At 67.9% G+C, this 25,012-nt stretch carries 21 protein-coding genes; 16 read left to right on the plus strand and 5 right to left on the minus strand.

Annotated elements, in window-relative coordinates; genetic code table 11:
* Nucleotides 1-7 precede the first annotated feature (7 nt).
* The 7 genes from AOZ06_RS47405 to AOZ06_RS47435 all read left to right on the plus strand — a co-directional run bounded on the left by AOZ06_RS47405 (nucleotide 8) and on the right by AOZ06_RS47435 (nucleotide 8,409).
* Entirely contained in the window at nucleotides 8-1,123 is a 1,116-nt protein-coding gene (locus AOZ06_RS47405; RefSeq protein ID WP_054295372.1) for an acyl-CoA dehydrogenase family protein, read from the plus strand.
* The gene (locus tag AOZ06_RS47410) at nucleotides 1,123-2,136 is read left to right on the plus strand and encodes a s-methyl-5-thioribose-1-phosphate isomerase (RefSeq protein ID WP_054295373.1); all 1,014 of its coding nucleotides are present in this window, start codon (nucleotides 1,123-1,125) and stop codon (nucleotides 2,134-2,136) included. Before AOZ06_RS47405 ends, AOZ06_RS47410 begins: the two co-directional genes overlap by 1 nt.
* Nucleotides 2,133-2,846, plus strand: a complete 714-nt coding sequence (mtnC, locus tag AOZ06_RS47415; protein ID WP_054295374.1) for an acireductone synthase — start codon at nucleotides 2,133-2,135, stop codon at nucleotides 2,844-2,846. The genes AOZ06_RS47410 and mtnC overlap by 4 nt, the downstream gene beginning before the upstream one ends.
* Nucleotides 2,843-3,433, plus strand: coding sequence for a methylthioribulose 1-phosphate dehydratase (gene mtnB / locus AOZ06_RS47420; protein ID WP_054295375.1), 591 nt, complete (start codon nucleotides 2,843-2,845; stop codon nucleotides 3,431-3,433). Before mtnC ends, mtnB begins: the two co-directional genes overlap by 4 nt.
* A complete protein-coding gene (locus AOZ06_RS47425; RefSeq protein WP_054295376.1) occupies nucleotides 3,430-4,002 on the plus strand; it encodes a 1,2-dihydroxy-3-keto-5-methylthiopentene dioxygenase in 573 nt (190 codons plus the stop codon). The genes mtnB and AOZ06_RS47425 overlap by 4 nt, the downstream gene beginning before the upstream one ends.
* 824 nt (nucleotides 4,003-4,826) lie before the next feature.
* Nucleotides 4,827-7,676, plus strand: a complete 2,850-nt coding sequence (locus AOZ06_RS47430; protein WP_054295377.1) for a glycosyl hydrolase — start codon at nucleotides 4,827-4,829, stop codon at nucleotides 7,674-7,676.
* Nucleotides 7,677-7,800: 124 nt separating this feature from the next.
* The gene (locus AOZ06_RS47435; RefSeq protein WP_054295378.1) at nucleotides 7,801-8,409 is read left to right on the plus strand and encodes a ScbR family autoregulator-binding transcription factor; all 609 of its coding nucleotides are present in this window, start codon (nucleotides 7,801-7,803) and stop codon (nucleotides 8,407-8,409) included.
* Here AOZ06_RS47435 and AOZ06_RS61580 read toward each other — a convergent pair.
* Complete coding sequence (locus AOZ06_RS61580) at nucleotides 8,346-8,942, minus strand: TetR/AcrR family transcriptional regulator (RefSeq protein ID WP_054295379.1); 597 nt, start codon at nucleotides 8,940-8,942, stop codon at nucleotides 8,346-8,348. The two genes, AOZ06_RS47435 and AOZ06_RS61580, sit on opposite strands and share 64 nt — an antisense overlap.
* 4 nt (nucleotides 8,943-8,946) lie before the next feature.
* A complete protein-coding gene (locus tag AOZ06_RS47445) occupies nucleotides 8,947-9,735 on the minus strand; it encodes an AfsR/SARP family transcriptional regulator (protein ID WP_054295380.1) in 789 nt (262 codons plus the stop codon).
* A 145-nt stretch (nucleotides 9,736-9,880) separates the two neighbouring features.
* Between AOZ06_RS47445 and AOZ06_RS47450 the strand changes: the two genes are divergently transcribed.
* The 4 genes from AOZ06_RS47450 (at nucleotide 9,881) to AOZ06_RS47465 (ending at nucleotide 13,283) form a co-directional block, all read left to right on the plus strand.
* On the plus strand, nucleotides 9,881-10,393 hold the full coding sequence (locus tag AOZ06_RS47450; RefSeq protein WP_054295381.1) for a phosphoribosyltransferase: 513 nt from the start codon (nucleotides 9,881-9,883) through the stop codon (nucleotides 10,391-10,393).
* A gap of 123 nt (nucleotides 10,394-10,516) precedes the next feature.
* Nucleotides 10,517-10,987, plus strand: coding sequence for a nucleoside deaminase (locus AOZ06_RS47455; RefSeq protein ID WP_054297441.1), 471 nt, complete (start codon nucleotides 10,517-10,519; stop codon nucleotides 10,985-10,987).
* Nucleotides 10,984-11,940: an isopenicillin N synthase family dioxygenase gene (locus AOZ06_RS47460; RefSeq protein WP_054295382.1), complete on the plus strand. Its 957-nt coding sequence runs from the start codon at nucleotides 10,984-10,986 to the stop codon at nucleotides 11,938-11,940. Before AOZ06_RS47455 ends, AOZ06_RS47460 begins: the two co-directional genes overlap by 4 nt.
* Nucleotides 11,940-13,283 carry a purine-cytosine permease family protein gene (locus tag AOZ06_RS47465; protein WP_054295383.1) on the plus strand — a complete coding sequence of 448 codons (1,344 nt, stop codon included), beginning with the start codon at nucleotides 11,940-11,942 and terminating at the stop codon, nucleotides 13,281-13,283. Before AOZ06_RS47460 ends, AOZ06_RS47465 begins: the two co-directional genes overlap by 1 nt.
* Here AOZ06_RS47465 and AOZ06_RS47470 read toward each other — a convergent pair.
* Nucleotides 13,244-14,362 (minus strand): amidohydrolase family protein, encoded by a 1,119-nt coding sequence (locus AOZ06_RS47470; protein WP_054295384.1) that lies wholly within the window; start codon nucleotides 14,360-14,362, stop codon nucleotides 13,244-13,246. The genes AOZ06_RS47465 and AOZ06_RS47470 overlap by 40 nt on opposite strands.
* A 60-nt stretch (nucleotides 14,363-14,422) precedes the next feature.
* On the opposite strand from AOZ06_RS47470, the gene AOZ06_RS47475 reads away from it, so the two are divergent.
* From AOZ06_RS47475 to AOZ06_RS47485, 3 genes are all read left to right on the plus strand, one after another.
* A complete protein-coding gene (locus AOZ06_RS47475) occupies nucleotides 14,423-15,703 on the plus strand; it encodes a type I glutamate--ammonia ligase (protein WP_054295385.1) in 1,281 nt (426 codons plus the stop codon).
* Between the two features lie 122 nt (nucleotides 15,704-15,825).
* On the plus strand, nucleotides 15,826-17,595 hold the full coding sequence (locus AOZ06_RS47480) for an AMP-dependent synthetase/ligase (RefSeq protein ID WP_054297442.1): 1,770 nt from the start codon (nucleotides 15,826-15,828) through the stop codon (nucleotides 17,593-17,595).
* A gap of 315 nt (nucleotides 17,596-17,910) precedes the next feature.
* Entirely contained in the window at nucleotides 17,911-19,479 is a 1,569-nt protein-coding gene (locus AOZ06_RS47485; protein WP_054295386.1) for a TROVE domain-containing protein, read from the plus strand.
* A 312-nt stretch (nucleotides 19,480-19,791) separates the two neighbouring features.
* Here the strand turns inward: AOZ06_RS47485 and AOZ06_RS47495 are convergent, their stop codons facing one another.
* Nucleotides 19,792-20,061 carry a hypothetical protein gene (locus AOZ06_RS47495; RefSeq protein WP_054295388.1) on the minus strand — a complete coding sequence of 90 codons (270 nt, stop codon included), beginning with the start codon at nucleotides 20,059-20,061 and terminating at the stop codon, nucleotides 19,792-19,794.
* 512 nt (nucleotides 20,062-20,573) lie between these two features.
* On the opposite strand from AOZ06_RS47495, the gene AOZ06_RS47500 reads away from it, so the two are divergent.
* Nucleotides 20,574-20,795: a hypothetical protein gene (locus tag AOZ06_RS47500; protein ID WP_054295389.1), complete on the plus strand. Its 222-nt coding sequence runs from the start codon at nucleotides 20,574-20,576 to the stop codon at nucleotides 20,793-20,795.
* Between the two features lie 196 nt (nucleotides 20,796-20,991).
* Nucleotides 20,992-23,634, plus strand: a complete 2,643-nt coding sequence (locus AOZ06_RS47505; protein ID WP_063810240.1) for a glycoside hydrolase family 2 protein — start codon at nucleotides 20,992-20,994, stop codon at nucleotides 23,632-23,634.
* Here the strand turns inward: AOZ06_RS47505 and AOZ06_RS47510 are convergent.
* Complete coding sequence (locus AOZ06_RS47510; RefSeq protein WP_054295391.1) at nucleotides 23,623-25,008, minus strand: 8-oxoguanine deaminase; 1,386 nt, start codon at nucleotides 25,006-25,008, stop codon at nucleotides 23,623-23,625. The genes AOZ06_RS47505 and AOZ06_RS47510 overlap by 12 nt on opposite strands.
* Nucleotides 25,009-25,012: the final 4 nt, after the last annotated feature.

Raw genomic sequence — 25,012 nt, forward strand, 5'->3', positions numbered from 1 at the left:
TTCGGCCATGACGGACTGGATCGGCTTGGCCGAGGAAGTCGCCGCGCGGCTCAAGGCGGACGCGGCCGAACGAGACCGGGCGAACCGGCCACCCACGGCGGAAGTGGACCTGCTGCGCTCGTCCGGCCTGCTGGCCGCCGACGAGAGCGCGGCCGACGCGGTGACCAGGATCATCGCGGCGGCGGACGCGTCGATCGGCCACCTGATCGGCTACCACTACCTGCACCTGTGGCGCGCCCGGCTGTTCGACAACCCCGCTGCCGCGCAGCGGATGCGTGCCGACGCGAACTGGTTCTGGTCGGGCGTGAGCAACCCGCTCGACGCGGCCCTGCGGCTGACCCCGAGCGGCGACGGCTTCATCGTCAACGGCCGCAAGACCTTCGCCACCGGAGCCAGCGTCGCCGACCGGCTCGTGGTCTCGGCGACCAGGGTGGACAACGACGAGAAGGTGACGTTCACCGTCGACGCCAAGGCATCCGGCATCTCGTACCCGTCCGACTGGGACAACACCGGCCAGCGGCTGACCGCGAGCGGCGGCATCGTGTTCGAGGACGTCGCGGTCGACGGCCAGGACGTGCTCGGCCCGCAGCCGTCCGACTCGATCCGGCTTTCCCTTGCCGCGCTGGGTTTCCAGCTCGCGCTGACGCAGATCTACGTCGGCATCGCGGCAGGCGCGCTCGCCGAGGCCGCCGAGTACACGCGCGGCCAGGCCCGGCCGTGGATCCTGTCCGGTGTGGAGTCGGCGTCGGCCGACCCGTACATCGCCGCCGGGTACGGGGAACTCGTCGCGTCCGTCGAAGCGGCCGGGACACTGGCCGACCGGGCGGCGGACGCGCTGCGCCAGTCGGTGGACGCCGGCGCCGAACTGACCGCCGAACTGCGAGCGAGCACGGCCGTGACCATCTCGTCGGCCAAGGTGTTCGCCACCCGCGTGGTCAACGAGACCACGACGAAGGTCTTCGAGTTCATGGGCGCGCGGGCGACCGCGACCAAGTTCGGCTACGACCGGTTCTGGCGCAACGCCAGGACGCTCACGCTGCACGACCCGGTGGTCTACAAGGCGCGCGAGGTCGGCGCGTACTACCTGACAGGCGAGCACCCGCCGTTCACGGGATACAGCTGATGACTCCGGTACTGGCGGACAGCGTCAAGCTCACCGACGACGGCGTGCTGATCCTGGACCGCCGCCGTTTCCCGTTCGCGCGGGAGTGGGTGCTGTGCCGTAACTCCAGCGAGGTGGCAAAAGCCATTGAGGACATGGTCACCCAGTCCTCCGGCCCCTACTTCGCCGCGCTGTACGGCATGGTCCTCGCCGCCCGCGAAGCCGCCGGGTTACGCCCGCACGCCGCGTACGCGTACATGGAACAAGCGGGCGTGCGCCTGACCAACGCGCGCCGCACGAACAACCACTTACGCAAGGCCGTACACGCCGTTCTGTCCTCAGTGTCCGGTTCCGGTGAGACGCTCCTCTCGTCCGCTCTGGCAGGCGCGCAGGCCGGGGACGACCTCTACCGCGGCCGCAGCGCCGCGCTGGGACGGGCGGCCGCGTCGCTGCTGCCCGACGAAGGCGGTGTGATGACGCACTGCTGGGCCGACCTGTACCTGGTCGACCTGGTCGCCGCGGCCCAGCGCGACGGCAAACGCCTGCGCTTCTTCTGCACCGAGACCCGCCCGTACCTGCAGGGCGCCCGGCTGACCGCGGAGACACTGGCCGAGATGGGCGTGGACACCACCTTGATCTCCGACGGGATGGGCGCGGCCGTGCTGCAGTCCGGCGAGGTGGACGCGCTGGTGACCGCGGCCGACCGGGTCACGATGACCGGTGACGTGATCAACAAGGTCGGCACGCTGGGGCTGGCCGTGGCCGCGGCGGCGTTCGGCGTGCCGTTCCACGCCATGGTGCAGGCCCCCGACCAGGACGCGCGGACAGCCGACGACGTGCCGATCGAGTACCGGCCGGGCGAGGAAGTCCTGCACACCCTGGGCATCCGCACAGCGAGCGAGAAGGTGCGCGGCCTCTACCCCGCGTTCGACGTGACACCGCCGCGGTTCGTCACCACGATCGTGACCGACCGGGGTCCGTTCGAGCCGCACCGGATCGCCGAGTACTACAGCGAAGGAGAACAGAACCAGTGACCGCGCTGACCGCACGGTGGGTCGTCGTCGACATCGAAGGCACCCTGACCCCGACCAGCCAGGTGCACGTCGTGCTCTACGACTACGCGCGGCCCCGCCTCGGCCCGTGGATCGACGCGAACGGCGACGACCCCGTGGTCGTCGAGGCCGTCGCCCAGATCCGCCTGCTGGGCGAGCTGCCCGACTCGGCGGGCACGCCGGACATCGTCGAGGTGCTGCACGGCTGGATGGACGCCGACCAGAAGATCGCGCCGCTGAAAACGCTGCAGGGCCTGATCTGGCAGCGCGGATACGCCGAAGGCGACCTGGTCACGGACCTGTTCCCGGACGTCACCCCGGCCCTGCGCGCGTGGCACGACAAAGGCCTCGACCTGGCGGTGTTCTCGTCCGGCTCGGTCGCGGGCCAGGTGGCGGCGTTCTCCCGGACGTCGGACGGTGACATCACCACCCTGTTCTCGCAGCACTTCGACACCGTGAACGCGGGCCCGAAGCGCGAGGCGCCGTCCTACCGGGCGATCGCGACCGCGCTGAACGCGCCACCGGAGCAGATCGTGTTCCTGTCCGACGTTCCGGCGGAGCTGGACGCGGCAGCGGAGGACGGCTGGCAGACGGTGGGCCTGGCCAGGCCGGGCGAGCCGTTCGGTGACGCGGACTTCGGCAGCCACCTGGCGATCGAGTCGTTCGCGCAGATCACGGTGGATCCGGCATGAACCTGCCGGAAGCCGGGGCACTGCTGGCGGCGGAGTGCGCGCGGTACACCGAGCTCGGCTGGATGCGCGGAACCTCCGGGAACCTGTCGGTGCGGCTGAGCGACGACCCGTTGCGGCTCGCGGTGACGGCCAGCGGCCTGGACAAGGGTGAGCTGACGGCGTCGGACGTCGTGGAGATCGACGCGACGGGCGCCCCGGTCAGCGAGGGCGCGCTGGCCCCGTCAGCCGAAGCAGGCCTGCACGGCAGAATCGCGGCGGTGTCCGGCGCAGGCGCGGTGGTGCACGTCCACGTGCTGGCACCGGTGCTGGCAGCCGAACGCTGGCCAGGCGGCGTCGAACTGCGTGACCTCGAGATGCTCAAGGGTTTCGGCCGGGCAGCGCACGACGACCTGGTGACCATCCCGGTAGTGCGCAACAGCCAGGACATGCAAGCACTGGGCGACGCGTTCGAAGCAGGCTGGCGGGCGGACACCCCGGCCCTCATCGTGGCCCGCCACGGCCTCTACGTGTGGGGCAGTGACCTGCGTCAAGCCAGGCATCGGACGGAGTGCCTGGAATGGCTGACGAGGTTCATAATCGAAGCATGACGCTGCTGACCGCATGGCCCGACACGGACTCGTCGCAGGTGCTGATCCGCACTGAGGACGCCGAGGAGATCAAGGGTGAGCTCAAGCAGCTCGGCGTCCGCTTCGACCGCTGGCCGGTCGTGGACCTCCCAGCGGAACCCACCTCGGACGAGGTGCTGGCGGTCTACCGCGAGTACGTCGACAGGGTGAACGAGAGCGAGGGCTACACATACGTGGACGCCCTGCACATGACACCGCAGAACACTCCGGAATGGGCGGAGTCAGCGGCACAGGCCAGGCAGAAGTTCCTGGCGGAACACACCCATGACGACGACGAAGACAGGTTCTTCGCACGCGGAGCGGGCGTCTTCTACCTGCACGTGGATGCCAAGGTGTACGGGATCCTGTGTGAGGCAGGCGATCTGTTGAGCGTCCCGGCGAACACGACGCACTGGTTCGACATGGGAACACGGCCGGACTACGTGGCGATCCGCTTCTTCCACGACGACGGCGGCTGGGTCGGGAACTTCACCGGAAACACCCTGGCGAACGACTTCCCAAGCTTCGACGAACTGACAGCAAACCGATAAAGAAGAAGCCAACCTCAGCGCCCGGAATACGAGCACACATACACAAAGACACCAACCCACGAAACCGCACGCCAGCACAACGCTAACGGCGAGCACGGAAGCACAGAAACCGGCACTGAGTGGCGAGCGCGCAAACCAGCCCTGGTCGGTGAGCGCGCAAGCGCCAAGGGGTGCTCCTGCCCGTCGGCCTGGGCTGCGCCAACCACGGGCTGTCAGGGGTCCGCTCACGCGAAGCACCACCGAGCGGAAGCGATACGGACCTCTTGACAGTCCGTGGTTCCCTCTGGGCAGGTCGACGGGCAGGAGCGCCCACGCCCACCGAAACACACCAACGGCTCGGCTGTGGAGAGGGGGGACCGCGCTCATGGCTCCTGCGCAGAGGGTTGCCGCCCGGCGAGGGCCTTCTTGTCGGTCTGTTAAAGGCTCGTGCCGTACGAAAGGCCCTTGCCGGGTGGGCAGACCGCCGCAAGGTGTGCAAGAGCGGTTCCAGCGCCGGGCGCGGCTTCGTGTGGTGAGAGTGGGGTTCTTCCGTGTGGCCTGCGGGAGGCACTCACACGTGTCTAGGGGCCCGGTGGGGCTTTGAGTCTGGCTGGGCAGGGCAGGCGGGCCCCTGGACACGTGCGGTCGGGCTGGGCCCAGGTCATACGGAAGGGAGAAACCACGAAACCGAGCCCTGTGCTGGCAGCACAGGGCTCGCCGTGGTCGCCGAGTCCGCGTGCTCCGTCGTCCAACCTTGACACGAGACATGTCCGCAAGGTCCCATTGACACGGGTGAGAGCGCTCTCCCTCAACCCCCTGCAACTCTTCCTCCAGGAGGAGAGTCAATGCCCCCTGCAAAGAAGCAGGCACCAGCCGCCCTCACGGCACTCGCGCTTGCACTCAGCCTTGTCCTGTTCACCAGCAACAACACCGCCAACGCGACCCCGGTCGGAGCGGGCGGCTACCTGGACTCACTGCCGGGCCCGGGCCCAACCGGCTGCGGTTCCATCGGCAGCAACGCCAGAACGTTCGTCACGCCGAACGCCCCGGCAGGAGGCGTACCCACCAACGACTGGTGGTCGTCACTGCTCTGGAAACGCAACGACTGCGCAGGTTCGGACAACCTCGCGGCACACCCCTTGTCCCTCAAGGCAACCACGACCGGTCTAGGCGTCGACTACCCGACCACGCCGACGATCACCGGGTCGGCGACGACTACCGGCGAGTACCACTTCGAACACTCGACCGACTTCACCATCGGTGTCGACGGACTGTCGTCGACCGCGATGGTCGACGGCTGGAGCGACTGGACGGTCACGGCCTCGTGGGCGAACGCGGGCCGATCACTGAAAACGACGATCGGCCATGGGCTCCCGTTCGTCTACGCGCAGGCAACCGGCGGCAACGCGGTGCTGAGCTTCCAGTCCGCACCGGCGATCTGGTCCAACACAGGCAAAACCCTCGGTGTCACGATCAACGGCCACGACTACGCGTTGTTCGCGCCAACGGGAGCGACCTGGATGACCGCCGGTGCCACGATCAGCTCGACACTGGCCGGGCGCGGCTACTTCTCCATCGCTGTTCTGCCGACGACCGCGCAGTCGAGCAACACCGAGCGAACCAGCCTGCTGAACGCGTTCGCGCCTCACGCGTATTCGTTCATCACCGGAACTAATGTCTCGTGGGCGTTCAACGAGTCCACCAGCAGGCTCACCACGACGTACAACTTCACCACCCAGGCGAGGGAAGGCTCAGCCACCGGCACAGTCACCGCCCTGTACCCACACCAGTGGAAGTACCTCGCCGGTGGCGCGCCTTTGGGGAACACGTACATCTCGCCACGCGGCCCGATGCGTGTTCTCACGAACATAACGTCGTTCCAGACCAGCATGGTCTACCGCGGTGTCCTGCCGGAACTGCCCGCGGTGGGGATGACCGGTGCTGACCTGACCACGTTGAACAACGAGCTGAACGCGGCCGGTTCGGGCGATCCTTTGGCCGGGTTCGGCAACGACACGTATTGGACGGGCAAGGGTCTCGGCCGGGCGGCGCGGCTGGCCGAGATCGCTGACCTGGTCGGCAACACGGCTGTTCGTGACCGGATGTTGTCGGCGATCAAGGCACGCCTGACCGACTGGTTCACCGCGACACCGGGCAAGACCGCACGGGTCTTCGGCTACAACTCCAGTTGGGGCACGCTGATCGGCTACCCCGCGTCGTTCGGGTCCGACCAGGAGCTCAACGACCACCACTTCCACTACGGCTACTTCATCGCGGCCGCGGCGACGCTCGCGAAATACGATCCGGTGTGGGCTTCGCCCGGCCAGTACGGCGGAATGGTCGACGTGCTCATCCGGGACGCCAACAACTACGACCGCAACGACCGGCGGTTCACATTCCTGCGGGACTTCGACATCTTCGCCGGGCACGACTGGGCGTCCGGGCACGCGAACTTCTTCGCGGGCAACAACCAGGAGTCCTCGTCGGAGGGGATGAACTTCGACTCGGCGCTCATCCAGTTCGGCCAGGCGACGGGCAACAAGACCATCCGGGACGCGGGCATCTACCAGTACGTCACCCAGGCCGCGGCGATCGCCGAGTACTGGCACGACAACACCGGCGCCAACTTTCCGGCCGCGTTCCCGCACAACACCGTCGGCATGGTGTGGGGCAACGGTGGCGCGTACGCGACCTGGTTCTCCGCCGAGCCGGAGATGATCCACGGCATCAACATGCTGCCGATCACCGGCGGGTCGCTGTACCTGGGCTACAACCCGGGTTACATCAACTCCAACTTGCAGGAGATGCGGACCGTCAAACCGTCCGCGCCGACTGTGTGGCGTGACATCATCTGGGAGTTCCAGGCGCTGTCCCAACCGGACGCCGCGCTCCAGGCGTGGCGGACAACCGGCTACACACCTGAGGAAGGCGAAAGCCGGGCGCACACGTTCCACTGGTTGCGCAACTTGTCGTCGCTGGGCCAAGTGGACACCGGTGTCACCGCGAACACCCCGCTGTACGCCGTGTTCACCAAGAACGGCGCGCGGACGTACGTCGCGTCGAACCGTGGCACGACCCCGCTCACAGTGACGTTCTCCACCGGGACGTCCTTGACCGTCCAACCTGGACAGACAGCGACCACCGGGGCGATCACCTGGCAGGGCGGCAGCGCGCCGGGCACGCCACCGCCGACCGATCCGCCTCCTGGCGGCGGCGGGAGCAGCACGTTCTTCGTCAACACGAGTGCGTTGTCGACCACCGCGGGCGCGAGCGGTTCGAGCGCCGCGATCTCGTCCGCGGGCGGCGCGAACTGGGACGGCACACCGCACAACCCGTTGACGTACACGGCCTGCGGCTTCACCGGCACCTACGACCCGGCCAAGACGACCCAGTTCAGCCTGGGCGTCGACGCGGGCACAGGGGTCGGCGCCGGGGTGCAGGCGCGGATCTCGTACGCACCGACGGGATCGACCTACACCCGGAGCGAGACGTACAACTACTTCGCGACCGATCCGGTCACCGGCTGGGAGACCTACAGCCAGGCCGCCGGTCAACGGTCGGCGTCGGGCACGCCGCAGTCGATGGGCAACGGCTGCGTCCGGCTCGAGGTCTGGAACGCGATCGGCGACGCGGCCACGTCGCTGCGCGTCAACGACGGCCAGTCCAAGGTCGTCATCCCGTTCGCGCCCGCGTGACCTGACGCTGGCGGGTGGGGCGCGGGGTGCCCCACCCACCAGTAGGAAAATACCTACCTCCCGGTTTGTTTCGGCGCCGGTGCGGTCCTAGACTCGATACCGCGACTGGGAAAGGGGATTTCGGGTGCCGAAACAGCAACGGGCGGAGCGGACGCGGGCCACGATCCTCGACGCGGCGGCCACGGTGTTCGACCGGCAGGGCTTCGTCGGCGCGAGCCTGTCCGACATCCTCGCCGAGGCCGGAGTCACCAAGGGCGCGCTGTACTTCCACTTCGCGTCGAAGGAGGAGCTCGCGCACGCGCTCGTGGACGAGCAGTTCTCCATCTGGCCGCCGCCGGGCGAGGCGGGCGAGCCCGGCCTGCAGAACGTCATCGACCTGACCCAGACGATGGCGCGCAGCCTCAGGGAGAACGTCCGGATCAGGGCGAGCATCCGGCTGGTGATCGAGCAGGGCACGTTCAGCGAACCCAACCCGGACTCCTACCTGCGGTGGATCGACGTGATCCGCGGCCAGCTCGACCACGCCAAGGAGCACGGTGACGTGCGCAAGGAGCTGAACACGACCGAGATCGCCAACTTCCTGGTCGGCGCGTTCACCGGCCTGCAGACCGCGGCGCAGGTGCTGACCGACCGGGCGGACCTGCCCGAGCGGGTCGCGACCATGTGGCGTTACGTCCTGCCGTCGATCGTGCCGCCGCGCCGACTCAGCCGGTTCGTGCCGGAGGGGTCGTGACCGACCAGGCTCGGCAGCACGAGCTCCCACGGCTCCGGCCTGCCGTCCCGGCGAATCCCGTTCCACCGCAACGTCTCCACGCCGAGGCAGAGCCCGACTAGCGCGGTCGCGGCCAGCTCGGCCCGTTCCGGTGACGCCCGCCTGAGCAACCGTTCGGTCGCCGCCAGCCAGGACGCGCAGAAGTCCGCCGGGTCGCCCGTGTCGTGGCTGATCCGCAGACTGGCGCGGACGATCGCGTCCTCACGCAGCCAGCGCACGACGTGGTGGTGCATGTCGATGACGGCCTGCATCGGCGACAACCCGGCCGGCAGCCTGGCCACCAGGATGTCCAGCATCTCGATGGCTTCGGCCCGTACCGCGTCCGCGAGCGTGTCCTTCGACGGGAAGTGGAAGTACAACGCCCCCTTGGTCACCCCGGCCGCCGAGCTGATCTCCGCCATGGTCGCGCGGACGAAACCGACCCGGTCGAACAGCTCCGCCGCGGCCCCGACCAACAGGCGCCGGGTCTGCTCGGAGCGTTGCTGCCTGACCACACCCTCACCCGACGCGTTCGAGCCGCGACTCCCCCAGCGCGGCGTCGGAGTTGAGGATCGCCTGCTGGAGGCGGCGCAGTCCGAGTGACGGTTCCAGGCCGAGTTCCTCGATCAGCGCCTCGCGCACGGACCGGTAGACGCTCATCGCCTGCGCCCGCCTGCCGCTGCGGTAGAGCGCGACCATCAGGTGCGCGTGCAGCCCTTCGTGCGTGCGGTGCCTGGCCACCAGCCCGGTCAGCTCGCCTGCGAGTTCGTGGTGCCTGCCCAGCCGGAGGTCGGCGTCGATCCGGCGGTCGAGCGCGGACAGCCGGGCCTCGTTGAGCCGCTGCACCTCGGCGCGCAGCAGCGGTCCGAGCTGGACGTCGACGAGCGCCGGTCCGCGCCACGCGCCGAGCGCGGCGCGGAAGGTGTCCGCGGCGAGCTCGTACTCCCTGGCCTGGTGGGCGCGGTGCCCGGCGGCGGTGAGCCGTTCGAACTCGCGGACGTCGACCGAGGACGCGGTGAGGGTGTAACCGCCTGGCCTGGTGGCGAGGATCCGCTTGGCGTCGGCGTTGGTGCCGCCGGTCGCGGCGGCGATCATGGTGCGCAGGTTGAGGACGTACGTCTGCAGCGTCGTACTCGCGCTGCGCGGGACGTTGGTACCCCAGAGTTCCTCGTTGAGCTCGCTGATCGGCACGACCTCGTCGGCGTGGATGGCGAGCATCGCGAGCAGTTTGCGGGTCTTGGCGGCCGTCGGCATGACCCGGCCCGAGCCTGACTGGACCTCGAGAGGTCCCAAAACGCCGATCTCCATCAGCTTCTCCGTCCGTGCGAGCTGGCCGGATCACCATATAAAACCAACCGACCGGTATGCAAGAGAAAAAAGACCGGTCGGTATTTTCTCTTCGCCCAGACCCGTTGACCAGGCACGATCCGGCGGCAAGCTACCCTCGACAACCATGACGGAGCAGCGCGAAGTACTCACCTGGGAGCTGTTCGGCACCGCCAGCCGTGAACTGGCCGAGCGGATCGCCGGTGACGGCTACCAGCCCGACCTGATCCTGTCCATCGCACGCGGCGGCCTGTTCGCGGCGGGCGCACTGGGATACGCGTTGAACGTCAAGAACCTGCACGTGATGAACGTCGAGTTCTACACGGGCGTGAACGAACGCCTGGACCTGCCGGTGATGCTGCCACCGGTCCCCAACGTGGTCGACCTGACGGGCGCGAAGGTCCTGGTGGCCGACGACGTGGCCGACACCGGGGCGACGCTGAAACTGGTCCGCGACTTCTGCGAGGACCACGTGGCCGAGGTCAGGTGCGCGGTGGTGTACGAGAAGCCGCACTCGGCGGTCAAAAGCGACTACGTCTGGCGCTACACCGACCGCTGGATCAACTTCCCGTGGTCGACGCTGCCGCCCGTCGCGGGCGCCGCCAGGGCACAGGCGGAGAACACCGTCCTCGACGCGTAGATCGACTTGCGCGCCAGCCTGGGATCCGGCCACGGAGAGTCACCCGATCGGTGATCGTTACCGGCTTCCGGGTCCACTGGTCAACCTCTTGCCAGGCCGCTGCGGAGGCACGACAGTGTGACCATGCACGCGAGCCGCGAGTTGATCGAGGCGAACCAGATGCTGGCTGTGGCGCGGCAGGAGGCGCTGCGCGGCAAGGCCACTGGCGGGATTCCCATCGGTGCCGCGTTGTACGGCCCCGACGGGGAGTTACTCGGCAGCGGGCACAACCGGCGGGTGCAGGACGGCGACCCGTCGATGCACGCGGAGACCGCCGCGTTCCGCAACGCCGGCCGCAGGCCGCACTACCGCGACACGATCATGGTGACCACGCTTTCGCCGTGCTGGTACTGCAGTGGACTGGTCCGGCAGTTCAACATCGGGCGGGTGGTCATCGGCGAGGCGACGACGTTCTCCGGCGGGCACGACTGGCTCGCCGGGCACGGCGTTCAAGTGACCATTGTGGACGACCCGGACTGCGTCGAGCTGATGACCGAGTTCATCGCCGAACACCCCGACTTGTGGTTCGAGGATATCGGGGAGGAGCGCTCATGACCGTCCCGCTCATCGATCTCGAACCGTGGTTCCACGGTTCGCTCAAGGACCGCGCACACGTCGCCGACCAGATCGACCGCGCCTTGCAGGACTCGGGTTTCCTGCTGGTCACCGGGCACGGCGTGCCGTCATCGCTGCGCGAGGACACCCGCAAGCAGGCCCGGCGGTTCTTCGGGCTGTCCGGCGAGGCCAAGCAGCGCTACGCCGTCTCGGTCGGCGGGCGCGGGTGGTTGCCGCCCGGTGTCGAGGCGAACTCGTACGCCGAGGGCATCGAGTCCCCGCCCGACCTCAAGGAGTCCTACTCCGTCGGGGCGGATCACCCGGTCGGGGATCCCGCGGTCGACGATTTCTGGTACGCCCCCAACGTGTGGCCGGACGAGGTGCCGTTCCTCGAATCCACCTCGGTGGAGTACATGGCCAGGATGCGGGCGTTGTCCGACGAGCTGCTGACGGTCTTCGCGGTCGCGTTGCGGCTGCCGGAGAACCACTTCACCAGGCACACCGGCAATCCCACGTACACCTTCAACATCAACTGGTACCCGCCGCTCACCGTGGTCGGCCACCCCGCGGACGGCCAGTTCCGGATCGGCCCGCACACCGACTTCGGCACGGTCACCGTGCTGGACAGGGAGGCGGGCGTCGGCGGGCTCCAGGTGTTCACTAAGGACGGTCGGTGGCAGAACGCGCCCCACGTGCCGGACGCCTTCACCGTGAACATCGGCGACCTGATGGCGCGCTGGACCGGTGACCGCTGGCGGTCCACGCGGCACCGGGTGCTCCCGCCGCACGCGAGCGCGCCGGACGAGGACCTGGTGTCGTTGATCTTCTTCTACGAGACCGACCACGACGCGCGGATCGCCTCGCTCGGCCCGCCGATCGGCAAGGCCGACTACCCCGAGGTGATCGCGTCCGACTACCTCAAGGAGAAGCTCGACGCCATCACTGTGACCTGATGTACGGCGAGAAGGTCGTCAAGGTCGAACCGGGCGGCATCGAGCCGGTCGCGGAGGCCGACAAGCACGGCAGACCACGCCAGCTGTTCTGGACGTGGACGTCGCCGAACCTGGAGTTCGCGACGATCTTCCTCGGTGTGCTCGCGGTGTCGGCGTTCGGCCTGGGTTTCTGGCAGGCCGCGGCGGCGCTGACGCTCGGAAACCTCCTCGGCGCGACCGCGCACGGCATGCTGTCCGCGCGCGGTCTCACCTACGGTGTGCCGCAGATGGTGCTCGGACGGGTCGCGTTCGGCTTCTGGGGCAACGTGTTGCCCGCGACGCTGATGTCGGTCATGGCCGGTGCCGGGTGGTTCGCGGTGAACAGCGTCAGCGGCGCGTTCGCGTTGAACTCGCTGACCACCATGCCGCTGCTGCTGTGCCTGGCCATCGTCGTCCTGCTGCAGGTCGTCATCGCGTTCTTCGGGCACAACCTCGTGCAGGCCTTCGAGCGGTACGCGTTTCCCGTGCTCGCAGTGGTTTTCGCGATCACGGCGGTCGTGATCTTCAGCAAGGCGTCACCAGGCAACAGTTCGGGTACGGGCGGGCCCGGCGGTTTCCTGCTCGCCGCCAGTGCCGCGTTCGGTTACACGGCAGGCTGGAATCCGTACGCGGCGGACTACACGCGCTACCTGCCGACGGGAACCTCACGCCGTGCCGTCGGCTGGTCGGCAGGCTCAGGGCTGTTCCTCGCCACGACAGTGCTGATGCTGGTCGGCGCCGCGTCCGCCACCATCGGCGGATCCACTTCGGACAATCCGGCGACGGTGTTCACCGGGCACCTGCCGGGCTGGCTCGCGGCGCTGACGCTGCTGTCCATCACGCTGGGCAGCATGGCGGCGAACGTGCTGAACGTGTACTCGGCGGCGCTGGCGTTCCTCACGCTCGGGGTCAAGCTGCCGTTGGCGTGGCGGCGTGCTGTGGTGGCGGTCGGGTTCGGCGTGATCGGGTTCGTCCTGGCGTGGCTCGGCCTCGCGGACGCCGGCCACGCGTTCGAGAGCTTCCTGCTGGTGATCGCGTACTGGATCGGCCCGTGGCTCGGCGTCACCCTGGTGGACCAGCACATCCGGCGCGACCAGCGGTTCGGTCACGTGCTCGACGACACGTCCCACCGCAACCGGGCCGGACCGGTCGCACTGCTCGCCGGGATGATCGTCTCCATCGGACTGTTCGCCAACCAGGCGAGGTACCGCGGCCCGGTCCCCGAGGCGATCCCGTGGATCGGCGACGTCACCTTCCTCGTCGGCTTCGCGATCTCCGCGGTCGTCTACGCGGTGTGGCGGAAACCGGCGTCACCCAGCCCGTAAACGCGGACGGCGTTCTCTGAGCCGACCATGCGGGCCAGCCGGTCCGCGTCCGCCGCGCTCCACGACCCCCCGGACACCCCGGCCTCCAGCACCGCCGCCACTCCCCTGCGGAACAACACCGCGGCCAGGTAGTACAGCTCGGAAAGACCGAACGCGTCCGACGAGAACAGGAACTTCCCGAACGGCGCCAGCTCCAGAGTCTCCTCGATCAGCACACGGGAGCGGTCGCCCAGGTTGTGCGTGGCGAGACCGACGTCCACGTGGACGTTGCCGAACACCTGGGCCAGGTATCCGGCGTGCCGGTGGAACGGGTAGTTGTGCAACAACATGACCGGGACCCCGGTGGGCTCGACCGCCCTGAGCAACGGCATCAGCAGCAACGGATCGCCGGACTTCATGTCCACATCGGAATCGCCGAGGCCGGCGTGGAACTGGATCGGCAGGCCGCGGTCGACCGCGCACCAGATCAGGAACCGTTGCAGCACGGGGTCGGCGATCCGTTTGCCGCCGGACAGCCACCGCCACGCCGCGCCCACCACGTCACCCGCGGACGGGCGTGCCGGGTCGAGGTCGAGCCCGACGCGGTACGCGGCGATCGACTTCACCCCGACCGCCCGCTCGGTCCGCTGCCGCAACGCGGCCTGGAACGCGTCGGCGAACCCGGCCGCGTCGACCTTCCCGTGCAGGTCCTCGGCGACCTGTTCGAGGCGCGCGATCTCGTACGCCGACCCGTCGATCGCTGTCGCGAGGGACTCGGGCGTCGAGATCGGTTCCGGCACATACCCCGTGTCGACGCACAGCGCGGACAACCCAGCCGCGGTCATGAACCTCGCATCCACCTCCGCGAATCCCAATTCGGTACGGCGAGCGAGATACTCGTCGGCAGGGACGTGCGCGGGCAGGTCCAGCACGGGCGCGCACCAGCGCCGCACAGCCAGTCCGATCCGCGAGTCGAACGCACCGGCCGAGGCAACGGCCGCTTCGGTCAGGAGTGCCGTGAACTCGTCGTCGGCCAGGTCGCGCTGGACGAGACCGTGGCAGTGGTGGTCGACCAGCCGTGGGGTTGCCCCATCTGCCATCGCGCACTCCGCTCAGCGAGGAGATCATGGACGGTACTTCTGGACACGTTAGGGGATGGCATGGATTCCGCGAACCTGACCGCGCGTGGTGTGCTCGCGGTGGCGGTCACCTGGGTCGACAACAGCGGTGTGACCAGGGTGAAGGCCGCCCCGGTCGGTGTGCTGCCGAACGCGGTGGCCAACGGCATCGGCGCGTCCCCGACGTTCGACCGGTTCGTGTTCGACGACTCGGTCACCGGCGGCCCGATCGGCGACCTTCGGCTCAAGCCCGACGTCAGCAAGCTGACCGTGCTCGCCGCGCAACCGGGCTGGGCGTGGGCGCCCGCCGTCCGCTACGACCAGGACGGCAACGTCCATCCGGGTGATTCCCGTGGCCTGTTGATCCGGGTGGCCGACGAGCTCGCCGAACAGGGTGTCAGCGCACGGGCCGCGTTCGAGATCGAGTGGTGTGTGTCCAAAGGCGAAGGTGACGAGTTCGTGCCCGCCTGTTCCGGCCCGGCGTACGGCATGATCAGGCTGACCGAGCTCGGCGGCTACCTGCACGACGTGCTGGACGCGTTGGCAACGCAGGGAATCCACGTCGAGCAGATCCACCCCGAGTACGCGCCCGGCCAGTACGAGCTGTCGATCGCGCACCAGGATCCCGTGACCGCCGCCGATCATCTCGTGCTCGTCCGCGAAACGATCCGTGCGGTCAGCATGAACCACGGCCTGCGCGCCACGTTCGCGCCGAAAGTGGTGGCAGGCGGCGTCGGCAACGGCTGTCACGTGCACCTGAGCGCGTGGCGTGACGGCGAGAACCTGATGGGTGGCGGGAACGGCACATTCGGGCTCACGGTGGACGGCGCGTCGTTCATCGGCGGGATTCTGAACAGGTTGCCCGCGTTGCTGGCGCTGGGTGCGCCTTCGGTGCCCAGCTACCTGCGGCTGGTCCCGTCGCACTGGGCCGGCGCGTTCGTGGCGTGGGGCCTGGAGAACCGGGAGGCCGCACTGCGGTTCATCAAGGCCGGGTCGCCGAACATCGAGATCAAGTGCTTCGACGGGTCGGCCAACCCGTACCTGGCGATGGCCGGTTTGCTGGCCGCGGGCGGGGCCGGGATCGCCGAGGGCGCGAGCCTGCCCGAGCCGGTCGACACCGACCCGGCGACGCTGGCCGGCTCGATCCCGTTGCCGGGTCACCTCGGCGCGGCGGTCGAGGCGTTCGAGGCCGAGCCGACGCTGCTCGCCACGCTCGGCGTCGAACTGGTCGACGCGATCACAAGCGTCCGGAACAACGAGATCCGGCTGCTCGACGGCCTCACGCCGGAGGAGATCGTCACCCGCAGCCGCTGGAGTTACTGACAGGTATGGAGTTGACAGCCGCTTTGTTCTAGTTTGCAGGTCCGGGCGGACGCAAAGGAGCGACGGTGGGCAGAGCCGACGAGGTACAGCGCGCTATCCAGGGCCAGACGATCGCGACCGTCATGCGGCGGAACGCGGCCGAGTTCGGTGACAAACCAGCGTTGAGCAAGGGATGGAGTCCCGGCGAGGTCACCACGCTGACCTGGGCGCAGATGCGTGAACACGCTGCCGCGCTGGCACACGGTCTCGCCGAACTCGGGCTCGGCTCCGGCGACCGGATGCTGATCATGGCATCGCGGCGCCCGGAGCACTGGGTCAGCGATCTGGGCGCGATGCACCTCGGTGCGGTCTCGTGCACCGCGTACGACACGTTGTCCAGTGAACAGATTGCTTTTGTCGCAAAGCACAGCGCGGCGCCGGTGGTGATCATCGAGGGCGCCGGTGAGGTCGCGCGCTGGGCTCCCGTGTTGTCCGGCCTGCCGAATCTGCGCAAGGTCGTGGTCATCCAAGAGTCCGCGATCCCCGATGGCGACGACCGTTACGTGTCGTACCGGGAGGTCTTCGAGGCGGGTGCGGCGAAGCACGCCGCGGATCCAGCGGCCTTCGAGCGGTTGACCGACGCGATCACGCCGGAACAGCCGGTGTGCATGATCTACACGTCCGGGACCACCGGCGATCCCAAGGGCGTCGTGATCAGCCACCGCAACGTGCTGTCCGAGATAGCTTCGGTGAACCTCGTCCACCCGCTGCCGAATTTCGGCAGGTCTGTCGCGTACTTGCCGTTGGCGCACATCGCCGAACGCGTGCTCGGGCTGTACTTGCCGATATACGCGGCCGGGCACGTGACCGCGGTCCCGGACCACACCCAGCTCGTTCCCGCTTTGCACGGTGTTCGGCCTTTCGGTGTGTTCGGCGTGCCGCGTGTGTGGGAGAAGATGACCGCCGCGTTGCAAGGCGGGCTCGGCGCCTTGCCGGAGGAACAGCGTGTCGGCGTGCAGATGGCGCGGGACGCCGCGGCGGAGGTCTGGCAGCTGGGCAGTGCGGGCAAGCCCGTGCCCGAAGACCTCGCCGCACGGGCCAAGGCGCTTGACGAGAAGGCGTTGCTGCCGATCAGGACGATGCTGGGCCTCGACCAGATGCACCGCGGCGGCAACAGCGGCGCCGCGCCCATTCCCGTCTCGGTGCTGAACTTCCTTGCCAGCGTCGGCATTCACGTCTACGAGCTGTGGGGCCTGAGCGAGACCACAGGCGCGGCCACCGAGAACCTCCCCGACGCGTACCGGGTCGGGTCGGTCGGCCGCCCGTTGCCGGGCGTCGAGGTCAAACTCGGCGAGGACAACGAACTGCTTGTCCGCGGGCCGATCGTGTTCATGGGCTACCTGCAGCCGGACGGCTCGATCAAGCCGGATGTCGACGAGGACGGCTGGTACGCCACCGGTGACGTCGGCCGGATCGACGAGGACGGGTACGTCTACATCACCGACCGCAAGAAGGAACTCATCATCACGTCGGGCGGCAAGAACATCGCGCCTGCCAAGGTCGAGGGCCTGCTGCGGGCGCATCCCCTGATCAGCCAGGCGGTCGCGATCGGTGACCGGCGGCCGTTCGTCACCGCGTTGATCGTGCTGGACGACGAGGCCGCGCCGCTGTGGGCGCAGGCGCGGGGGATCCCCACCGGCAACCTGGCCGAACAGCCCGCTGTGCTCGAGGAGATCGAGAAGCTCGTGCACGAGGCCAACTCGGTGCTGGCGCAGGCGGAGCAGATCAAGAAGTACACGGTCCTGTCACAGACCTGGACACCGGAATCCGGCGAGGTGACGCCGACGCTGAAACTCAAGCGCCGGGTGATCATCGACCGGTACGCCACCGCGATCGAGTCCCTGTACCAGTAAATCGGTGGATCACGCGCACCGGGCGTTGTTAGGCTCACGCCAGCATCTCCCGGTGCGAGGCCCGCGGTTCCTTCGCTCGAAACGAATCCAGACCGCGGGCGGTCTTGATCTCGGGAGTCACAACTCCAGATGTGTGCCCGGTGCGCAGGCGACAGTTACTTCCACTGATAATGGGCGGGTCGCGGGTTCGAGTCCCGCCGACGGCTCCACGCCGTCGTAGCTCAGATGGACAGAGCAGCTTGTACTGTTTCCGACTCCGATCTCGGGCCACATCTGGTTTTCGCGTGAACTCCCTCGTACACACCGAGGTCCACCGTGTCCAAGTTCAACACGTCCACGACGAAGCCACAGGTCAGTTCTCCCGTCACCACGAGGAAGAAGCCGTCGAAGCGCACGTTCGAACGCGGCTTGGGCTACGAGCGCGACGCGAAGTCCGCGCTGTTGCTCCTCGCTGTGTCCAACATGGTCGGCGAGCAGACGTTCTACGAGTCCGCGGACGACCGCGACGACCGTTACGCGACTCTGGTCAGGCGCGCGACCATCGCGGATCCCGAGTGGACGGCGCGACTGCTGGCGTGGCTGCGTTCGGATGCGAACATGCGGTCCGCTTCCATCGTCGGCGCCGCGGAGTTCACCAAGGCGCGGCTCAAGGCGAACCTCGACGGCATGTCGCGGCAGGTCGTCGATTCGGTGCTGCAACGCGCGGACGAGCCGGGCGAGATGCTGGCCTACTGGACTTCGAAGTACGGCAGGGCGATCCCGAAGCCGGTGAAGCGTGGCGTGGCCGATGCCGTGCTGCGCCTGTACAACGAGCGTTCGTTGCTGAAGTACGACACCGATTCCAAGGGGTTCCGGTTCGCGGACGTCATCGACCTCGTGCACCCGAAGTCGAAGCAGGAATGGCAGGGCGCGCTGTTCACGCACGCGCTCGACCGCCGGCACAAGCGTGACAACCCGATCCCGGAGTCGTTGCGGGTCCTCAATGCCAATGCAGCACTGCGGGCGCGGTTCGCACAGGCCGATGCCCCGGAGATGTTCGTCGAGGCGGAGGCGTTGCGTGGCGCGGGCATGACGTGGGAGGACATCCTGTCGCTGCTCGGGTCCAAGGTGGACAAGGCGCGGCTGTGGGAAGCGCTCATCCCGTCGATGGGTTACATGGCTTTGCTGCGTAACCTGCGCAACTTCGACGAGACGGGGGTGTCGGACGAGGTCGCCGCGAAGGTGGCGGAGCGGCTGGCCGATCCCGAGCAGGTGGCGAGGTCGAGGCAGTTCCCGTTCCGGTTCCTGTCGGCGTACGAGACCGCGCCCAGTCTCCGGTGGGGCGAGGCTTTGGACGACGCGCTGCGCGCTTCGCTGCGTAACCTGCCATCGTTGCCAGGACGTTCGCTGATCCTCATCGACACCTCGGCGTCGATGACGAACGTGGGTCACTCCAAGCGCTCCACCGTCACCCCCGCGAAGGCAGCGGCGGTGTTCGGTGTCGCGCTCGGCGCCAAGGGCGAGGACGTCGACGTGGTCGGGTTCGCCAGCGGCACGTTCCGGCACGAGATCCCGAAGGGCGGATCGGTGCTGCGCGAGGTCAAGCGCTTCCTGCGTCGCATCGGTGAAGTCGGGCACGGCACGGACATCGCCGGAGCGTTGCGGAGTTCCTACCGCAAGCACGATCGAGTGTTCATCGTGTCGGACATGCAGACGATCGAGGGCGACGTCGGCAAGGCCGTCAAGAGGAACGTCCCGATCTACGGGTTCAACCTCGGCGGGTACGCCCCGGCGGCGTACGCGACAGGAGGGGACAACCGGCACGAGTTCGGCGGCCTGACCGACGCGACCTTCCGAATGGTGCCGCTGCTGGAAGCCGGCCGAAACGCAGCCTGGCCCTTCTGAAACCTCGTGAGTGTTTAGTCCGGTTCTAACCGGACTAAACACTCACGAGCTGGATCAGGCTGCTGTGCGCCAGGATCCGCACCAGCCTCGAGGTACGGGCGGCGAACGTGACCGCCGTGCTCAGCGGTGTTGTTGTGGACCGAGCCGACCGTGACGTACGTGACGCCGTTCCAGGCCTGGACGTCGAAGTCCTTGATCGGGTATCCGGCGCTCGTGTGGACCACGACACGGCGGCACGCCGACGGTGATCTCCGGGCCGCCGTCCTCCTCGAACCACTGGTAGCCGATCACGTCACCCCACTGGGCGCGGCCTCACGTGGTGACGAACAGGTCCGAGTTCTGCCAGCTGTCGATGTGCTTCTTGTTGATGCTCGGGAAGTAGATCGTCCGGATGGTCACGCCGGTGATGGTCAGCACGATCGCGCGCATCTCGCGCTTGCCCTCGAACCAGCCACCGAACTCGCTGCGGTTCGGCACACACCACTTCTGCTGGTACTCCAGCGCGTTGGTGTCGCCGTCGACCTGACGGCCCGCGATGTCGCGGACCAGGGTTCGCAACTGGGTGTCTGCGGCGACGGCCATCAGGACCGACCTCGACCTGGGAGATCGCGGCGGTGGGCAGGGCGGTCGATCACGCCTGTGCTGCCAGCACAGGGCTCGGTTTCGTGGTTTCTCCCTTCCGTATGACCTGGGCCCAGCCCGACCGCACGTGTCCAGGGGCCCGCCTGCCCTGCCCAGCCAGACTCAAAGCCCCACCGGGCCCCTAGACACGTGTGAGTGCCTCCCGCAGGCCACACGGAAGAACCCCACTCTCACCACACGAAGCCGCGCCCGGCGCTGGAACCGCTCTTGCACACCTTGCGGCGGTCTGCCCACCCGGCAAGGGCCTTTCGTACGGCACGAGCCTTTAACAGACCGACAAGAAGGCCCTCGCCGGGCGGCAACCCTCTGCGCAGGAGCCATGAGCGCGGTCCCCCCTCTCCACAGCCGAGCCGTTGGTGTGTTTCGGTGGGCGTGGACGCTCCTTTGCGCTTGCGCGCTCAGCCCAGGCCGCCATCGCCGAACTGCCCGTCGACACCGCCACTGGCCGGGAGGTGCCGACCGCGTTCGCGATGATCGCGCACGAGGCCCGCGACGGCCGTACCGCCAAGGTGCGTGTCCGAACCCCGGACGGAACGCGGCTGGTGGCGCACGTCTCTCCGCTCGACCGTTACGACGGGTCGGTCGCGATCGTGGTGACGGCCGCGACCGGGACGCGGACTCGTCAGGAGCTCGTCGCCCACCTCGTGATTGCCGCGCTGCTTTGGCTGTCCTGATCGCATGGCTCGAACCTCCCAGCAACGCCTGACCACCGGTATCCCAGCTTCTTGGGGCACGTTTCGACGGCAAAAGCCGACAAACCTCCCAACGGATCGGTCTAATTTGTAAAGGGTCTTGCCAAATCATGCCGGGCGGGCAAGAGTGGGTGACGCCCTGTCAATGTCGCCGCCGCGTAGCCCAGGAGCGTCCGCAATGAGACGACGCCGTGCCGGCCTGGCGGCCCTTGCCGCCTCATCCCTGATGTTCTCCCTGCTCACAGTGGCGCACGCGAGCAGCGTCCCGACTGTCTCGGTCGCCGCGGGGCAGGTCACCACGATCCCCGACTGGCGGCTGCAGACCAGCCGGACGGCCACGTCCGGCGGGAACGTGTACTCCGACCCGTCGTTCAACGACAGCAGCTGGCTGCCAGTGCCCGCGCGGTCCACCGTGATGGCCGGTCTGATCGCCAACAACAAGTACCCGGACGTGAATTTCGGCGACAACCTCAAGAGCGTCAACCGGGACGATTTCAGCGTGCCGTGGTGGTACCGCAAGAGCTTCACCGCGCAGCAACCCGCGGGCACCAACACGTTCCTCAAGCTCAAAGGCGGGATCATCGCGCGCGCCGAGGTCTGGGTGAACGGCACCAAGGTGGCCGGGACCGACACCGTAATCGGCGCCTACCCCACCCGCGAGTACAACGTGACGTCGCTGATCCGCAACGGCACCAACGCGATCGCGATCAAGGCGATGTCGTCGGACCCGTCGAAGGACCTGCTGATCCACTTCGTCGACTGGACCCAGCTGCCACCGGACCGCAACCAGGGCCTGTTCCGCGATGTGCAACTCGCCAACAGCGGCGCGGTGTCCCTGCGTGACCTGCGTGTGTCCACCGACCTGCCGCTGCCGAACCTGACCACCGCCGACGTGACGGTGAAGGTCAACGCGCGCAACGACTCCGGCCAGGCGCAGACCACGCAGGTCACCGGCACGATCGACAACATCGGCTTCACGCAGCCGGTCTCGCTGGCCGCAGGCGAGACCAAAACCGTCACCTTCAACCCCGGCAACACGTCTGGGCTGCGCCTGACCAACCCCCGCGTGTGGTGGCCGTTCACGATGGGCGGCCAGCCCATGTACACCGCGAACGTGTCCGCTTCTGTCGGCGGTGCCGTGTCCGACAGCGCGAGCACGACCTTCGGAGTCCGGGAGATCACCTCCACGCGGGCCAACGGCGGCGGACGCCAGTTCATCGTCAACGGCAAGCCGTTCCTGGTCCGCGGCGGCGGCTGGGCGTCAGACCTGTTCCTGCGCACGAACCTGCGCAACATCCAGGATCAGATGAACCTGGTCAGGTCGATGAACCTGAACACGATCCGCCTGGAGGGCAAACCGGAGAACGACGAGTTCTACGACATGGCCGACCGGCTTGGCATCATGGTGCTGACCGGCTGGGAGTGCTGCTCGGCGTGGGAGAGCTACGGCTCGTTCAACGCGGAGAAGAACCGGGTCGCCGGTGAGTCCGCCGAAAGCGAGGGCAAGCGGATCCGCAACCACCCGAGCGTACTCGGGTTCCTCATCGCCAGCGACCTGGCCACCCCGGCGGCGCAGGAGAAGATCTACCTCGACGCGCTCGCCCGTGCCGACTGGAACCTGCCGATCATCGCGTCGGCGTCCGACAAGAGCTCGCCGCAGCTGGGCAACTCCGGCATGAAGATGGACGGCCCGTACTGGTACGAGCCGCCGGTGTACTGGCACAACAAGCAACTCGGTGGCGCGGCCGGATTCGCCTCCGAGATCGGGCCGGGCCCGACCATCCCCGAGCTGGACGAGTTGAAGAAGTTCCTGACGCAGTCCCAGATCAACTCGCTGACCAACTACAGCACCACCCAGTACCACCTGTCACCGAGTGGCACGTTCGGCAAGCTGTCCTTCTGGGGAACCGCGCTGGACAACCGGTACGGCAAACCGGCCAATGTGGACGACCTGGTCCGCAAGGCGCAGCTGGCGAACTACGAGACCAACCGCGCCCAGTTCGAGGCGTACGCGGACAACCAGTCGGACAGCAGCAACCCGTCCACCGGCGTGATCTACTGGATGCTCAACGACCCGTGGCCGAAGCTGTTCTGGCACCTGTACAACTACAACCTGGCCACGGCCGGTTCGTACTTCGGCGCCAAGACGGCACTGCGCCCGTTGCACGTCCAGTACTCCTACGATGACAAGTCGTTGTCGGTCGTGAACACCGATCTGCAGAACACGTCCGGGCTGAGTGTCCAGGTGACGCTGTTCAACGCGGACGGGACGCAGAAGGCCGACGAGACACGTCGGGTCAACTCGACCGGGAACGCCACGACCAAGGCAGGCTCGTTGCCGCAGCCGGGCGGCCTGTCGACGACGTACTTCGCCAGGCTGTTGCTGAAGGACTCGTCCGGCAAGGTCGTCGACCGCAACGTGTACTGGCTGTCAACCAAGGCCGACACGCTCGACTACGGCGGCTCGGACTGGTACTTCACGCCGCAGTCGGGTTACGCGGACCTCAAGGGCCTGAACTCGTTGCCCGCAGGGACCGTCAACGCGTCGGCGTCGTCCACTGTGGAAGGTGAGAAAACCAGGACGACGGTGACCATCACGGGCACCGGCAGCAAGATGGCGTTCTTCCTGCGGGCCAGCGTACGCAAGGGCGACGGCGGCGCCGAGGTCCTGCCGCAGGACTGGTCGGACAACTACGTGACCGTGTGGCCAGGGGAAACCCTGACGCTGACGACCACGTACCGCACGGCCGACCTCGGCGGCACGTCCCCGGTCGTCCAGCTGACCGGCCACAACCTCCAAACCCGCACCCTAACCTCGTGAGTGGTTGGTCCGGTTAGAACCGGACCAACCACTCACGAGTCTTGAGCAGGCGTTTCTGAGGGAATGGGTGAGGGTTGGTTCGTCGGCGGTGAGCAAGTGGTTGTTCTCGACCACTGGCTCACCGCCGACGAGCAACAGCTCCAACGGTGGCACACGGCCGAACACCAGCGCTGCGACCGGATCCGCGATCCCCGCGTGCGCCAGCGTGTCCAGGCGCCACACCGCCAGATCAGCCAGCTTGCCCGGCTCGACCGAACCCATGTGCTCCTGACGTCCCAGGCACCGAGCCCCGCCGATCGTGCCGATCCGCAAGGCCTGCCTCGCGGTCAACTCGTCCGGGCCGCCTTTCTGCCGGGCGGTCAGCAACGCCTGGCGCAACTCCTCAGCCAGCCCACCGGATTCGTTGGACGCCACACCGTCCACGCCGAGCCCGACGGGCGCGCCCGCGTCCAGTAACGCCCTGACCGGCGCCATTCCGGCGGCCACGCGGGCGTTCGAGCTCGGGCAGTGCGCGATTCCCGTGCCGGTCCTGGCCATCAACGGGATCTCGTCGCCGTCGAGGTGCACGCCGTGCGCCAGCCACACGTCGTCGCCAAGCCAGCCGAGGCTTTCGGCGTACTCGACCGGGGTCTTGCCGAACTCCCGCTGGCACTGTGCCTGCTCGTCCTCGGTTTCCGCCAGGTGCGTGTGCAGGCGGACGCCGTGCCCGCGCGCGAGCTCTGCGGCTGCGCGCATCAGGTCGAGACTGGCCGAGAAGGGCGAACACGGGCCGACAGCAACCTGGATCTTCGCGTCCGGCGCGGAGTCGTGGTACTCGGTGATGGCCTGTTCGGTGTGCTCGAGTGCGGCGGATGTCGTCTCCACGATGGAGTCCGGCGGCAGACCTCCGTCGGACTCGCCGCGGTCCATCGAGCCCCGAACGGCGTGCAAGCGGATCCCGATCCGCCGCCCGGCCTCGATCAACGCCCCGAACACGTCCCCGCCGTCGCGGGGGAAGACGTAGTGGTGGTCGGCCGCGGTCGTGCAGCCGGACAACGCCAGCATCCCCAGGCCCGCGGCGGACGTGGCCGACACGATGTCCTCGTCGATCCCGGCCCACACCGGGTACAGCGCGGTCAGCCAGCCGAACAGGTCCTCCTGTTGCGCGTAGCCACGCGTGGCCCACTGGTAGAGGTGGTGGTGCGTGTTCACCAAACCCGGTGTGAGCAGGCATCCGGTCGCGTCGACCCGCTTGAAATCCGCATACGCGGCGGGCACGGCGCCGGAGCCGACCGCGGCTATGCGTCCGTCCACAATGGCCACATAGCCGTCGGCGTGTTCCGTGCCGTGCCCGTCGACTGTCGCGATGTACGCGCCCGTGATGACCGTGTTCACGCCA

Source organism: Kibdelosporangium phytohabitans, assembly GCF_001302585.1.
In the GTDB taxonomy this organism is placed as follows: domain Bacteria; phylum Actinomycetota; class Actinomycetes; order Mycobacteriales; family Pseudonocardiaceae; genus Kibdelosporangium; species Kibdelosporangium phytohabitans.

Coding starts and splice junctions, on each gene's coding strand:
- AOZ06_RS47405 (WP_054295372.1), top strand. CDS start 8: ATGACGGACTGGATCGGCTTGGCCGAGGAAGTCGCCGCGCGGCTCAAG.
- AOZ06_RS47410 (WP_054295373.1), top strand. CDS start 1,123: ATGACTCCGGTACTGGCGGACAGCGTCAAGCTCACCGACGACGGCGTG.
- mtnB (WP_054295375.1), top strand. CDS start 2,843: ATGAACCTGCCGGAAGCCGGGGCACTGCTGGCGGCGGAGTGCGCGCGG.
- AOZ06_RS47425 (WP_054295376.1), top strand. CDS start 3,430: ATGACGCTGCTGACCGCATGGCCCGACACGGACTCGTCGCAGGTGCTG.
- AOZ06_RS47430 (WP_054295377.1), top strand. CDS start 4,827: ATGCCCCCTGCAAAGAAGCAGGCACCAGCCGCCCTCACGGCACTCGCG.
- AOZ06_RS47445 (WP_054295380.1), bottom strand. CDS start 9,735: ATGGAGATCGGCGTTTTGGGACCTCTCGAGGTCCAGTCAGGCTCGGGC.
- AOZ06_RS47450 (WP_054295381.1), top strand. CDS start 9,881: ATGACGGAGCAGCGCGAAGTACTCACCTGGGAGCTGTTCGGCACCGCC.
- AOZ06_RS47455 (WP_054297441.1), top strand. CDS start 10,517: ATGCACGCGAGCCGCGAGTTGATCGAGGCGAACCAGATGCTGGCTGTG.
- AOZ06_RS47460 (WP_054295382.1), top strand. CDS start 10,984: ATGACCGTCCCGCTCATCGATCTCGAACCGTGGTTCCACGGTTCGCTC.
- AOZ06_RS47465 (WP_054295383.1), top strand. CDS start 11,940: ATGTACGGCGAGAAGGTCGTCAAGGTCGAACCGGGCGGCATCGAGCCG.
- AOZ06_RS47470 (WP_054295384.1), bottom strand. CDS start 14,362: ATGGCAGATGGGGCAACCCCACGGCTGGTCGACCACCACTGCCACGGT.
- AOZ06_RS47475 (WP_054295385.1), top strand. CDS start 14,423: ATGGATTCCGCGAACCTGACCGCGCGTGGTGTGCTCGCGGTGGCGGTC.
- AOZ06_RS47480 (WP_054297442.1), top strand. CDS start 15,826: ATGCGGCGGAACGCGGCCGAGTTCGGTGACAAACCAGCGTTGAGCAAG.
- AOZ06_RS47495 (WP_054295388.1), bottom strand. CDS start 20,061: ATGGCCGTCGCCGCAGACACCCAGTTGCGAACCCTGGTCCGCGACATC.
- AOZ06_RS47505 (WP_063810240.1), top strand. CDS start 20,992: ATGAGACGACGCCGTGCCGGCCTGGCGGCCCTTGCCGCCTCATCCCTG.